10 protein-coding genes are annotated in these 13495 nt (G+C 43.4%); 2 read left to right on the forward strand and 8 right to left on the reverse strand.

Annotated elements, in window-relative coordinates:
- Window positions 1-64 precede the first annotated feature (64 nt).
- Complete coding sequence (locus ACFQ21_RS24600; protein ID WP_377583753.1) at window positions 65-502, reverse strand: hypothetical protein; 438 nt, start codon at window positions 500-502, stop codon at window positions 65-67.
- A 164-nt stretch (window positions 503-666) separates the two neighbouring features.
- Between ACFQ21_RS24600 and ACFQ21_RS24605 the strand changes: the two genes are divergently transcribed.
- Complete coding sequence (locus ACFQ21_RS24605) at window positions 667-2310, forward strand: AMP-binding protein (RefSeq protein WP_377583756.1); 1644 nt, start codon at window positions 667-669, stop codon at window positions 2308-2310.
- Window positions 2311-2368: 58 nt separating this feature from the next.
- Here the strand turns inward: ACFQ21_RS24605 and ACFQ21_RS24610 are convergent, their stop codons facing one another.
- The 7 genes from ACFQ21_RS24610 to ACFQ21_RS24640 all read right to left on the reverse strand — a co-directional run bounded on the left by ACFQ21_RS24610 (window position 2369) and on the right by ACFQ21_RS24640 (window position 13129).
- Window positions 2369-3214: a dienelactone hydrolase family protein gene (locus tag ACFQ21_RS24610; protein ID WP_377583759.1), complete on the reverse strand. Its 846-nt coding sequence runs from the start codon at window positions 3212-3214 to the stop codon at window positions 2369-2371.
- Window positions 3215-3313: 99 nt separating this feature from the next.
- Window positions 3314-3928, reverse strand: a complete 615-nt coding sequence (locus tag ACFQ21_RS24615) for a 2OG-Fe(II) oxygenase (RefSeq protein WP_377583762.1) — start codon at window positions 3926-3928, stop codon at window positions 3314-3316.
- A 23-nt stretch (window positions 3929-3951) separates the two neighbouring features.
- Window positions 3952-6477 (reverse strand): M14 family metallopeptidase, encoded by a 2526-nt coding sequence (locus ACFQ21_RS24620; protein ID WP_377583764.1) that lies wholly within the window; start codon window positions 6475-6477, stop codon window positions 3952-3954.
- A gap of 54 nt (window positions 6478-6531) precedes the next feature.
- Entirely contained in the window at window positions 6532-7056 is a 525-nt protein-coding gene (locus ACFQ21_RS24625; RefSeq protein WP_377583767.1) for a DinB family protein, read from the reverse strand.
- A 57-nt stretch (window positions 7057-7113) separates the two neighbouring features.
- Window positions 7114-10140 carry a ligand-binding sensor domain-containing protein gene (locus ACFQ21_RS24630; RefSeq protein ID WP_377583770.1) on the reverse strand — a complete coding sequence of 1009 codons (3027 nt, stop codon included), beginning with the start codon at window positions 10138-10140 and terminating at the stop codon, window positions 7114-7116.
- 45 nt (window positions 10141-10185) lie between these two features.
- On the reverse strand, window positions 10186-11070 hold the full coding sequence (locus ACFQ21_RS24635) for a fructosamine kinase family protein (protein ID WP_377583772.1): 885 nt from the start codon (window positions 11068-11070) through the stop codon (window positions 10186-10188).
- A gap of 7 nt (window positions 11071-11077) precedes the next feature.
- Window positions 11078-13129, reverse strand: coding sequence for a TonB-dependent receptor (locus ACFQ21_RS24640; protein ID WP_377583774.1), 2052 nt, complete (start codon window positions 13127-13129; stop codon window positions 11078-11080).
- A gap of 109 nt (window positions 13130-13238) precedes the next feature.
- On the opposite strand from ACFQ21_RS24640, the gene ACFQ21_RS24645 reads away from it, so the two are divergent.
- Window positions 13239-13475 carry a hypothetical protein gene (locus tag ACFQ21_RS24645; RefSeq protein WP_377583776.1) on the forward strand — a complete coding sequence of 79 codons (237 nt, stop codon included), beginning with the start codon at window positions 13239-13241 and terminating at the stop codon, window positions 13473-13475.
- Window positions 13476-13495 lie beyond the last annotated feature (20 nt).

The raw sequence follows: 13495 nt of genomic DNA on the forward strand, positions 1-13495 counted from the left end.
ATAAAAAAGCAAAAGGCACGACAACGAATTGCCATGCCTTTAAAAACTGAATTAGTAATAAGAGCTATCTTTTTGTGGCATCGCACTGGTAGATCAGGTGCGATTTGCCCGTATCAATTACATAATCAAAATGAAGTCCTGTAGTATTGAACGTACCGGAACCTGAAACTGTAATCGACATTTTTTTTCCTTTAAATTGCTGCGGTTCAATATAAAAGTTATTACCGCGTATCACTGCACGCACCGGTGCATACATAACGTTACCAAAATTTGCCACATCAACAGCGGCAATGCCGGCTACAGATTTTGTGATGGTGATTGAATAATTCCTGGATTCACTACCCACCTGGCGCTTGTCAGAAACATTATACGTTCCTGTAAAATTTTTCAATTGTGCTTCTACATCATCATCGGGATGGTTATCAACGCGGGCTGACAATGTAAAAACTGCGACTAACAGGAGTGCTAATGTTCTTATACTGTGTATAGAATACATTTTCATATAAGAATAGTTTAAAGCCTAAGACATATACTAAAAACGTGTACCACCACATTTTAGATTCAGTCAATTTGACCTAACCCTGCACGGAAGCTTGCTGAAAAAGTTTGCGAGAAATGATGCGCAATCGATTATGAATGATAAATTAAAGGAATAAATTATCTGAAATGATTGCCAGCAGCCCTTTGGAGCGTTTTTGTTACTGGGAAAAAAATTCACCGCATCAACCTTTTTTACGCCAGCCACTTAATGGAGAGTGGAAAATTTATACTTACCAGCAGGCTGGTATAGAGATTCGCAAAATTGCGAACGCATTAAAAGCATTGAATTTAGCTCCGCAAAGCAACATCGCCATTTTGTCAAAGAATTGTGCGCATTGGATCATGGCTGATATTGCTATCTGGATGGCAGGCTATATTTCAGTTCCTATTTACCCGACACTCTCAGCGGATGGCGTTAAATATATACTTGAACATAGTGACACAAAGGCTGTTTTTATAGGTAAACTTGACAATTATGAAAAACAACGCGTTGCTATACCGGCATTGGTACGCAAAATAAGTTTTCCATTCTACGGTCCGAATGAAGGTATAATCTGGGATGATTTGCTAAAAGGTGAACCGCTTACTGATTTTACGTTCCCATCACATGATCATGTTACTTCCATTATATATTCTTCCGGTACCACAGGCACTCCAAAAGGAGCAATGCTTACGTTTGGTGCATTTGATTTTGTGGGGAATAGTCTGACAACGCATTTTGGTATTACCAAACCCGAACGCTTCTTTTCATATTTACCGCTCAGCCATATAGCGGAGCGATCGTATATACAGATGGGTGTACTATATTCCGGCAGCGCTATATCTTTTACAGAATCAATCGATAAGTTTTCCGATAACCTTCGTGAAGTACAACCTACACTTTTCGGAGGTGTGCCGCGCATCTTTGCTAAATTTCAGGATGGTATTCTCGCGCGTATGCCGCAACGAAAACTGGACACATTGTTGTCTATACCGCTGGTAGCACAAATCATAAAAAAAGTAATTCGCAAGCGACTTGGTTTTAAACATACACATTTAATTGTGGGCGGTGCTGCGCCCATACCCGTTCCGTTGCTTGCCTGGTTTGCGCACCTGGGTATTGAAATTCGCGAGCTATATGGGATGACTGAAAATTGTGGTTACTCGCACGGCAATCATGGTAAACGTGCTCATATAGGTACCGTTGGCAAACCGTGGCCCGGTATAGATATACGATTTACAGACGAAGGTGAGATACTGATAAAACATCCCGGACTAATGAAGGGTTACTATAAAGATGAAGAGACTACGCGCTTAACATTTACAACAGACGGATATTTAAAAACAGGCGATAAAGGTGTAAAGGATAATGAAGGATACCTGACGATAACGGGAAGAGTAAAAGACCAATTCAAAACCGATAAAGCAAAATTCATTGCTCCTGCACCCATTGAATTGAAGTTCGCATCCAACAAAGATATTGAAACGATATGCATTGTCGGAATGGGTATACCACAGCCTATAGCATTGGTTGTGCTGTCAGACCTGGCCGCGACTAAATCGCGGAATGATATTATATCAGGTTTGGAAGAAACACTCGCCCGTGTAAATACAACGCTGGAAGACTACGAACGTGTTGCAAGGATTGTGATTCTGAACGAACACTGGACTGTTGAAAACGGGCTGATAACACCTTCCCTAAAAGTAAAACGACACGCTATCGAGGCCCTGTACGCTTCACGCTATCGCACCTGGTATACTTACGATGAAACAATTATATGGCATGAATAGAAAAAGGCCACAATCATTGTGGCCTTTTTTGTTATTTCATAAAGCTATATATATACTTTTATTTGATTTTTGATTTGAGAAAGTCCAGCGTGTTCTCGTAGGCATCCTTCGTTGCCTCTTCTTTATAGCCGGCCGCGTTGCTCGGGTTTGCAAAACCGTGGTCAGCGTTATAATTTTTTATAATTGCTTTTTTTCCGGCAAGTTTCATGTTTTCTTCAAACTTGGCAACGACTTCCGGGGTGATATATTTATCTTCTATGGCAAATATACCAAGCACTTCGGTATTAAGTTTTTTCAGCTTGTCAACATCTTCTACCGGCATACCATAGTATATAACACACGCGCGTGCCTGGCCGCCTGCTGTGAGTGCGGCTTGGAGAGATTGTCCGCCACCGAAACACCAGCCGATGGTGCCAATCTTTGCATTTTTACCGGCATAGGCCAACGCACCTTTTACAATGATATCACCCCGCTCTTGTTTGAATTCCTGCATATAGCGTGAAGCAGTTTCGCGATCCGTGGCAAGCTTGCCATCATACATATCAAGCGCAAGTATATTTACGTTGCCAAGGTCTTTATACAGGTTTTCAGACTGACGCTTGATATAGTCATTCAAACCCCACCACTCCTGGAAAACAAGGATCCAGTTATCGGTAGGTGTTTTTGCTTTCAGCAGGTAGCCGTTGGCATCCTTTCCATCTGCGCATTTGATCTTGATCATCTTGCCGCCCTCTTCGCTAACATGTATATAGTTACCAGGCACGGGATGTTTGGCATTGAAATCTTTGTTGGATGCGAACATCGCGAATTTCTCCGTTGCCGGAGTGTGACAAACAGTGATGTCAGTTTGTGCGTATGCTGCAGCCGAGCAGAACAGCAGCATAAAAAAGTATATATTTCTCATGATTTGTATAGGTAATTATTAGTCTCAGAACATGTAAAGATGAATATAGTTCTATTTTACTATAAGTAGAACTGATTTTTTTGTACGAGACAACAGATTCTATAAATGGCGTAAGTCAGCTACCTGGTCCAGGATCCACCCGGTGAGGCTCAGGCGTTCGCGCGTTGCCGGTAATACTTCGTGTTCAATCTGGTCGCTTCGGAAGCACACAAGTCTGCCCGCTATAGGAAGGAAGTCCAGCGTTTCACCGGTTAAATACATCCTTAGATTACCGCCATGGATCGCTGTCCAGTCGTTGTTCAGATAACAGATCACCGATAATTTACGGTGATCATCTTTTTTAAACTGATCAAGATGACGCTTATAGAATGACCCGATCGGGTAGATGGTCATGTGAACTTCATAGTCTTTGAGACTCAGAAAGAGCGTTCGATTTATATACAGAATCAGCTCCTGAAGTCTGTCCAAGTATACTTTAGCCGGAGCCGAGGCTGTATTTTTGTCGAGCCAGTGAATATAGTCTCCGCGAATGGCCTCATTAATTTGCAGACCTTGGTTCTTGCCAATGCCTGCTTTTTTGAATTGATCAATCCCGTGCTTAAATTCTGCTGTCGCCAGTATAGCATCGACCTCGGCCTGACTCAAAAAGGAATCTGCTACAGCATATCCTTTTTCAGCCAGACCATCTACGATCGAATCAAAAATTTCATTCATGCAGCAAAAATAACGAGACAGATTTACTGTCCTACAAGAAATACCGCATTGGATAAAAGCATTTTTCCGTCTTCCCAGAAACAACGGAACATCGGGTTGTCAACCAGGTAAACAATGTTCCCCCGGCCTTTTCTTTCCACACCAAACACAAGACTGTTGGCAAGTTTTTCATTGGCATTTTTACCGGCAAAACCCTGCACTGGTTTTTGGTTGCCTTTTAATACACCTACATTCCATCCATCGATGTATCCAAAGCGAAGCTCATTTGTTTTCAGTGAGTAGTATGTACTTGATAATCCGAATGCCAATGGATGTGAGTTGTCCAGCGTTACGCGGTAAATAGCACCACCAATGAAGTTGGAGATCTCTTTACGCTCTGCATCTTCGTAGCGAACAAGTGCCTGTTGCTGACTGAGTTCTTTTTGTTTTTTCTCAGCTTTCTCTTTTTCATCATCGTTGGTATAAGGTTTCAGCGAGAATCCTTTTTTATCAGAGAAAGAATTTAACCCGCTGCCTACTACAATCAATTTACCTCCGGCCGCTACCCAGCCTGAAATCTTCTCCAGGAATTTTTCATCGATCGATGAATAGTATCCTTCTGGCACAATGAGTACATCATATTTACTTAGCGGAACATACTTGATATAGTCTGTACCCAACGTAGTGATCGGGTAATGTAACTGCTGCTCGAAGAAATACCAGATCTCACCAACTGATAAAGAAGAGGTTTCTTCACCGAACAACAATGCAACGTTAGGTGCCTTTACATAATTAACAGAGCTCGACCCAAAATCTTTACCGCTTTCTACAAAGCCGGTTGGTGAAGTATATATTTTACGACCCATCTCTTTGGCAAGAGACTGCACGGTGTTATCGAAGTCGTTTATTTTTTCGTTGTTTCTGCGGGTGATGATCAGTGCACCACGATCGAAGTTCTGTCCGTTAGACTTGAATGGTAACAACGCTGAACGAACTTTTATACCACGCTGAATCAATGTCGACAGGAACGCTACGTCTTTTACACCCTGATAGTTGAATATATAGGCATATGGTTTTGAAGCGATGGTAGTATTATCTGCCGGTTTGAGTTCGTATGCTTTACCAATGTTGATGCGTTCGGGCAGTGCATACGCTTTCAGATTGTTAGCGTATATCAGGTTCCATGCCGTTATATCATAGGTAAGTGAATCCGGTAATTTTGATTGAGGTTCAAATACAGCCGTGATGAAACGTGATTTAGGCTGGTATATATTGAAGATGATATCGTCTGTAGATACAGACACATTGCCTGTGCTTTGCGTCTGGTAATCGAAACCACGCGATGCTTTACCCGCTGCCGGATGACCGTATTTGATAGAATGTGTGTCCATCCACTTGGTGATCTGCTCAAGTTTATCAGGATGATTGGATGCTTTGATCACGTATGTTTTATAGGGAGCGACAGGGTTGTTCAGGTTATCACGAAAATATTTTTCGAACTCATCTACCACGCGGGTATAATTCAGTGCTGTAATCTCAACGGTAGATAAACCGGTGGTGTGGTGGTGTGTCAGTCGGTCTTTCAGGGTCAACGGATCGCCTTCGCGTGTTGTTACTGTAATGCCGGTCTGACCGCCTTGCTCGTATGTCATGCCAATAGCACCGCTATACGTAGGGTATGTATCACCGTAGCTTGGATAGTATAGATCAAAAACCTCTTTGGTGAAATATAGCCAGCCCTGCTCATCGAAATATTTAGCGTTGTTCTTTCCGATCATTACCTGGAACTCACGCTGCCATTTTGATATGATCTCGTGAAAAGGTTCTGCTGCAGGAGCAAAGAAGTACGGATGGTTATGCCCTTGCTCGTGGAAGTCTACGTGTACATGCGGCATCCATTGATTATATACTTTAAGACGTGCCTGTGTTTCGGTTTGCGTGCCCCATGCCCAGTCGCGGTTCAGGTCAAACATATAGTGGTTTGAACGTCCTCTTGGCCACGGCTCGTTGTGCTCGTGTGAATCTTCATCACCGTTAGGCGGTACATTTCCATATTGATTATAGAAGTTGGTATACCGGTCGCGACCATCCGGGTTGAGACATGGATCCAGGATAACGACTGTATTCTTCAGCCACTCCTGTGTTTTTTTATTCTGCGGATTGCTCAACTCGTATAGTGTTTGCATCGATGCTTCAGTGCTGTTGGCTTCGTTACCATGCACGTTATAGCTTAACCATACAATTGCCTTTTTATCGGCAGAAGGTGAACCTTCTGTCATACCTGCTTTACGAAGATTGTTCAGACGAATCTGCTCCAGGTTCTGAAAATTTTCCGGAGAGGTTATTACAACATATATCAACGGACGGTGTTCATAGGTTTCTCCATATTGATAGAATTCAACGTTCGGCAACGCATCGGCTACGTGTTTATAATATTCCACCACGCGGTGGTGGCGGGTAAACCGATCGCCCAGTTCATATCCTAAAAATTCCTTTGGACTGAGCAGTTTTTGCGCCTGCAGGTTGAGAGAGACAATGGTGACAATAAAGAGTAGAAAATACTTATTCATACAGCTGGGTTAAGTTCGATGGTAAGGTATATCAAATATCCATGGTGGAGGATGCTATTTTTTTAAAAGGTTTTTCACTTGTGGCCAGTGGTGATGTATATGTTCATGAAAAAATGCCATCGCTTGCATAACATCCAGCATACCGACAACCGGATGTTTATAGATCATCTTTCGGATGTTCTGATCGGTAATTCCTTCCAGGAATTTTCGCAGGTCGCTTCGTACAGCATTCCATTGTTCAATAGCCTGTGGAAGGGGCAGTGCCTCTGGAGTATGTTCTATCAATATACCCGGAGCTTTAAACTTCAGCGGAAGGCGTTGTGATACTTTCAATACAATCAGCTTGAGCGCTTCGCGTGTACCTGAATTGCTGATAGTCTGGATGCCTAACGATTTCTTTCGCATGTATAGTAAGGAAAGCTTTTCGGAAGTGAGCAGATGTGTGAGTATCTGGTTGACAGACCATTTACCGGGTGGTGCATGAAACAATATATCCTGTGGAAGTGCTGTTAACGTGAGCAATAGTTTTTGCCGATCGGCCTCCAGCGCGTTAAATCGTTTCAGTAGTAACGGATGCATGTATAACTATAAATTTGAATATAAGCATCTTTCATTCACCTCGCCAAAGTATAGAGGCTATCGTTTCGGAGCCATGATCAGAATGGTAGTTCCGCTCGTATTCTCCAGCGTAAACTCTCCTTCAAGTGCTTCTGCTCTCCGTTTCATGTTGCGTAAGCCGTGACCTTTAGGTGAGCCATTTAACGGAATTCCTTTACCGTTGTCGCTGATGGACAAGCTGAACACGCCACGGTCAAATGAGAGAACCACTTTTACTTCAGTAGCCTGTGCATGCTTCACAATGTTGTTGATAGCTTCTTTGAAAATGAGATACAGATTTTGCTTCCACACCGGGTCAAGAACTTTCTTGCTGTCAACTCCGGAGGCCTGAAAATCGAACGCTATATTTCGAGCCTGCAGTAATTCGGTAGCAAAATCTTTCATTCGTAAAATGAGTGCATCCATCGTATCGTATCGATTGTCGATAGACCATACTATATCACTCATGGTAGTTACCACTTCGCGACTCAGATCGCTGATGCCCTTCAGATAATTTTTGTTTTCGGTTTCTTCTGCTCCGTTACGCACGAGGTCTGAGTATATAGAAATGCGCGTGAGACTTGAACCAACTTCATCGTGAAGATCGCTGGCTATTTTGTTTCGGAGTCGTTCCACTTTCAAAGACTGCTCCAGGCGATAGCGATGTATAGCATACATGATGGCAACGGAAATGATAATAACCAACGCTGTAAACCACCACGTTTTCCAGAAGGGAGGGTGAATGGTGAGTGTTGTAGCAATACCAGGGTCCGTCCAATAACCATCGGCATTGCTGGCCTTCACCCGAAAGGTATAATGGCCCGGGTCTAGGTTGGTATAGTGTGCTTCGCGTTTACTACCCGCTTCAATCCATGCATCGTCAAACCCCTCAAGCATATAACTGTACTTCACTTTGTCGGGTGCCGAAAACTCAAGTGCAGTAAACGAAAATGTGATGTAGTTATTCGAGTGATCCAGCTCAATGCTTTGCTGCGGCTGATAGAATTTGTCGAATATAGTATATCCCTGCAAGATGAGTGGCGGTGGTGCGGTATTCTCTTGTATGTTGTCGGGTCTGAATGCATTAAATCCATTTACACCGCCAAAGTATAATTCTCCGGAAGAACTTTTCAGTGCCGCGTTGGAGTTAAACTCATTGCTCTGGAGGCCATCTTCTTCTGTATAATTTTTAAAGATATAGGTCTCAGGATTAAATCGGCTGATGCCACCGTTGGAACTGATCCAGTAGTTTCCCTGAGCATCGGGAAGCATTTCGTATACCACATTGTTTGCAAGTCCGTCTTTCTCAAAGAAGTGTGTGAATTTCCCGGTGTTGATGTTGAGTTTGTTGAGACCGCTGTGCGTACAGATCCAATATATACTATCATTTTGCTGCGTGATGCTGATCACCACCTGGTCGCTTAGTCCGTTTTCATTTTTGCGATCGTAACGATAGTTGGTAAACTTCTGGCTGCGTTTGTCGAACATCCCCATGCCGCCTCCCCAGAATCCGATCCATATATTGCCCTTGTTGTCTTTATAAATACTGTTGATAAAATTGGCGCCCAGACTATGCTCATTATTAGGATCTGACTGGTATTGAATTACTTTATCGGTTTGTGGATCGTAGTGTAAAAGTCCATTTTCATTTGTACCGATCCACAACGTTTTATCATCGTCCAGCATCAGCTCGTTTATCATGGTAATTTTACCCAGTGCCGAGTTGTGTGCGCCACGGTAAAATTTGCTTTTGCCTGTATACTTTTCATAGCGAACCAGACCTGCGTTGAACGATGCAATCCAGAATATACCATCGTGGTATACCATCTTGTAGATGTTCGAAGCTATATTTCCACTATTATCACTAACTGTAACCTGTCGGAAAGTTTTTGTTTGTGGATTATACACATTGATGGGACCGCTCTCGGAGCCGATCCATATATTCTTTTCGTCATCTTCACAAAACGACCAGGTCATATCTTGAGAAAGACTTTTCGGGTCGCCTTGTTTATTTTGGAAAAGCTGAAAAACGTTTTTATGTGGATCGTAAAGATCAAGTCCGCTTCCGGATGCCCAGACAATGCCGGTTCTGTCTTCCATCAAGGCATATATAGCGTTACTGCTAATGCCGAAAGGGTTGGCGGGGTTGTGCTGATATTGCTGAAATCTTTTGGATTGACTATCGAAAAAATATAAACCGCTGTTGGTGCCGATCCACATGTTCCCTTTGTTATCGCAGATGATTTTGTTTACATCATTTTGGGCAAAATCCGGAACGGTGGTGAATCGATTTTGCGTTCGGTCGTATATAACTACGCCTGCTTCGTAGCTGCCAATCCATAGATTGCCATGCTTGTCTTCCGCTATAGATGTAATGCGATTGCCGCCCTCAAAACCATACTCGCGTTGAGCATTAAAGCGTTGAAAACGTATACCCTTTTCATCTTCAATAACACGGTTGAGACCGCCATTCCAGGTACCTATCCAAATGGTGCCGCGACTATCGCAGAACAACGTGCGCACTGCATTGTCACTGATCGATTGCAGATTGTCGGGATCATTTTTGAAACTGGTAAACGTGTTCGTCTCGGGATGGTATAAATTAAGACCACTGCCCCACGATGATATCCACAGTCGTCCCTTTTTATCTTTTAATATATAGTTGGGCCGGTTACCGCTGATCGAAGTGGAATCATGCAGCTTGTGGTAGTATTGAATAAACCGGTTCTCTTTGCGTATATATTTACAAAGACCTTGAAATGTACCGGCCCAGATGTTTCCTTCGTTGTCTTCCTGCACGGTCCACACCCAGTTGTGGGTTAGTGTAGTGCTATCGAACGGATCATTCTTGAAAACTCTGAATTCATTTCCATCGAAACGATTCAGTCCATCCTGTGTGCCGATCCAGATATATCCGAAGCTGTCCTGAAAAATGCTATAGGCTTGTGATTGAGATAAGCCGTCTTTGATAGTATAATGATCAAAACGAAAGGGTGAAGTCTGCGCATGCACCTGCTGCGCAAGCAACAGGAACAAGATGATGCAGTGGGTCAGGTCTTTTCTCACAGAAATAAGCAATATCCGAATAGCGAAAATACAATACAGAAATCACTAAATGAATCTTCTGAGAATAGAATTTACCTGCGCGAGGTAATCGCCACCAAAAAGATTAACGTGCACGAGCAGCGGATATAAGTTATAAAGCTGAAGACGTTCTTCTACACCGGGCGCTAACGGAAATGACTCGTGGTAAACCTGTAGAAATTCCGGATTGAACCCGCCAAATAATTGCGTCATGGCAATGTCCATTTCGCGATGGCCGAAATATACCGCAGGGTCGATAAGGCTTGGTGCTCCGTGTTGATTTACCATAACGTTACCGCTCCAGAGATCACCGTGCAGCAATGCAGGTTTTTCCATGACTAGCAGATCAGGAAGTTTGGCATATAGTGTCTCAAAATTCCGGCGAAGCGATTTGTCAACCAGTGACGAGCGTTCTGCCAAGCGAAGCTGCGCATCCAGGCGATTGTGAATGAAGAAATCGATCCACGAAGTATGCAATGTGTTTTGCTGTGGAAGCGAGCCGATATAATTGTTGTAATCAAGTCCGAAGGAAGTTGATGTATGCTGATGCAGCATAGCAAGTTGAACACCAAAGTCGCGCCAATAGTGCTGTGTGCGATTCGATGCTGCAACGAATTCAAGTATGAGAAACTGAAACGAGCCGGCTTCACCGGCATCAATCACTTTCGGTATATACATGCTCTTACTTTCAGCCAGTAATTTTAAACCTTTTGCTTCGGTTTGAAACATGTCCGGAAATTTTACAGCATCGTTCCATTTCAGAAAGTAGGTGCCGTGTGATGTAGTGAGTTTACCTCCGTTATTTATACAACCACCTCCTGTAAAGGAAAAGTCTTTTAGTACGAGCGTATCGCCAACCTTCTGTTTCAGCAGCGATACTACACCTTGTTGTATAGCTTCCGGAATGTGCATGGTAAGTTTACTCTAACGTCCAGCCCGTTTTCACACCGCCAAAGTAGTTGATGCCCGGAGCTGCATTGTAGTAGCGGCCGCCAATGGCATTGAGATCATTACCGAGACTATATTTTTCATCGAGGGCATTATCAACACCGCCAAATATATCGAGTGATAAATTCTTCCAAGCTTTGCGGAAACCAGCGCGGCCTGTGAGTAATGAATAGCTATCGGCATACTCGGTGTTGGCATCGTTCAGCGGTATACGATCGGTATAGGTATAATTAACGTTTACATAAAGTCCCAACGCTATCAAAGCATCTATACCGGCTACACCAATGTTACGGGCCACCCCGGTAAGATCATTTCCATCGAAGCTGACACCGTCCTTCTCATAGTTGTCGAATGTATAGTCATTAAAAGTATAGCTTGTCCAGATTCTGAAATCAGCCAGTAATGATTGAGGCGCTAGCGTGGGCGACCATCCGAGTTGAACCTCTGCGCCACGTTGATTGGTCTCTCCGCTATTCACAAAATACTCTCCTGAATCTTCGAGCCTGCGCACTACGATTGTCTCATCGAGGTTGAAGTTATACACCACAACATCAAACGATAATGTTTTATTTAATGCAGTGCCGCGCACACCCAACTCGATGTTGTTACCGCGCTCAGGCTTGAGACTTTGATCAAAGTATCCCGCTGAAGGATATAGCTCCTGTACAGTAGGTGGCGAGTATCCCTGGCTATAGCTTGCATGTATAGATAGATCGGAGTTTACTTTTTTAAGCAACGCGATGCGGGGAGAAAATACGAGATCAAAGTTTCGATCTGCTTCAAAGGCTGGTGTATCAGAGAGGCGTATGAAATCTACATTCAATTTGTTGAGACTAGCACCAAGCGTTACAAAGAAATTATGCGGCAGAAAGAGTTCCGCCTGTGCAAAAGCAAAGTAGGTACTGATTGAGATCTCATCATCTGTTTGGAGTGCACCGATCTGCCCTGCCTCGTTGAAATATACTTTTACAGGTGAGAAGCTATGTTGATATTCGCCACCGAAATTTACCTTACCTTTTGTAAAATCATATTGCGTATTGGTTCTCCCTCCGAATCCCTGTTCTGCTCTGCGTTCATAATTCCGGATGGTTGGGTTGTCAAATTTGGTTACGGTTCCATATACTCCCGTGCGGTTAGACCACTTGTTGTTCCAACGATAATTATAGCTCAGGCCTGAGTAAAATGTTTTGTTATAGATAGTGGCATGTTGCTCTACCGCTCCGGGGCCTGCTGCACCAGAAGGTCTTGCCTGTTTGGGATCAGCATCAAACAGTTGACGTGTAAGAGCACCCGGTGTCTGGTAGTATAGATCAGAGTATAGTATGCTTGTTGATAACGTACCTTTTTCATTTACAGCAAAGTTGCCTTGCGCCTGTATAACATCACGCGCCATCTTTGTCTGCTGACGATATCCGTCTGATTCCTGGTGCGCATAGCCTATCCGTATGCTTGTGTTTTCGTCTTGAAGGTTTGCCTGTGCATTGTATTGCAGCAAGCCATAACTGCCGACTGTTGCGCCTATAGATGCACCACTTTTCGCAGGTGTATTTTTTAGCAACAATACACCTCCTGTACCGGCTCCATATAAGCTTGTGCCCGGGCCCTTTACTATTTCAGCTTGCTGAAATGAAGTTTGATCAAACAGGTTAATATAGGTATTGCCGCCTGCATCGGTAAAGGGTAGGCCATTCCAGTATACTTTTACATTGCGTACACCGAATGGTGAACGAAGTGAACTTCCGCGTATAGCGAGCCGGTAACTTCCGGGCGAGCGTTCTTCCATACGCACACCAGGTACGGTATTAATGGCAGGAAGTATGGATGTAGCATTGAATCGCTGTATATCTTTTTCGTTAACCAGGCCAATTGAAGCTGGTATTTCAGACAGTGTGCGGTCGTATTGGTAGGCTTCTATAACAACTTCAGACAGTACTTTGGTTGAGTCTGCTAACCGACTTTCCTGTTGAGCCACAGCGGAAAAAGCAGATGCTATACCGATAATAAGAATTAAACCTCGTATCATTGCAAATGAGAGCTAAGGCTGAAATATAACAGAATACTCCACTCATCAAAGAAATTAGAACCAAAAGGTTCTTTATTGGGTTATAATATCAAACTACAACAATCAAATCATGGGAAGACCTCCAGTATTACCGAAGAAGAAAAAAGACGGGTTTTGGCTTGAAATACGCAATAAGGGTGCAAAATCAGGTGGTACAATTCTTATCCGCGACACGTATGAGGCAATGATGCAAGCTGCCAGACAATATGAAATCACGAAAGATGTGATCATCTTGGGTGAGCATCGTAACGGCAAAAAAGTAGAAGAATCCTCTCGCAAAAGAAAAAGTACTGCGGAGGCTGAATAAGAGTGCAATCGTAGCCGGAA

Origin of the sequence: Ohtaekwangia kribbensis (genome assembly GCF_042676245.1) — a bacterium.
Taxonomy (GTDB): Bacteria; Bacteroidota; Bacteroidia; order Cytophagales; family Cyclobacteriaceae; genus Ohtaekwangia; species Ohtaekwangia kribbensis.

What these genes read in the sequence shown, in the direction of transcription:
- ACFQ21_RS24625 (WP_377583767.1), bottom strand. Translation starts at nt 7,056, where the DNA reads ATGCATCCGTTACTACTGAAACGATTTAACGCGCTGGAGGCCGATCGG.
- ACFQ21_RS24600 (WP_377583753.1), bottom strand. Translation starts at nt 502, where the DNA reads ATGAAAATGTATTCTATACACAGTATAAGAACATTAGCACTCCTGTTA.
- ACFQ21_RS24605 (WP_377583756.1), top strand. Translation starts at nt 667, where the DNA reads ATGATTGCCAGCAGCCCTTTGGAGCGTTTTTGTTACTGGGAAAAAAAT.
- ACFQ21_RS24640 (WP_377583774.1), bottom strand. Translation starts at nt 13,129, where the DNA reads ATGATACGAGGTTTAATTCTTATTATCGGTATAGCATCTGCTTTTTCC.
- ACFQ21_RS24610 (WP_377583759.1), bottom strand. Translation starts at nt 3,214, where the DNA reads ATGAGAAATATATACTTTTTTATGCTGCTGTTCTGCTCGGCTGCAGCA.
- ACFQ21_RS24645 (WP_377583776.1), top strand. Translation starts at nt 13,239, where the DNA reads ATGGGAAGACCTCCAGTATTACCGAAGAAGAAAAAAGACGGGTTTTGG.
- ACFQ21_RS24615 (WP_377583762.1), bottom strand. Translation starts at nt 3,928, where the DNA reads ATGAATGAAATTTTTGATTCGATCGTAGATGGTCTGGCTGAAAAAGGA.
- ACFQ21_RS24620 (WP_377583764.1), bottom strand. Translation starts at nt 6,477, where the DNA reads ATGAATAAGTATTTTCTACTCTTTATTGTCACCATTGTCTCTCTCAAC.
- ACFQ21_RS24635 (WP_377583772.1), bottom strand. Translation starts at nt 11,070, where the DNA reads ATGCACATTCCGGAAGCTATACAACAAGGTGTAGTATCGCTGCTGAAA.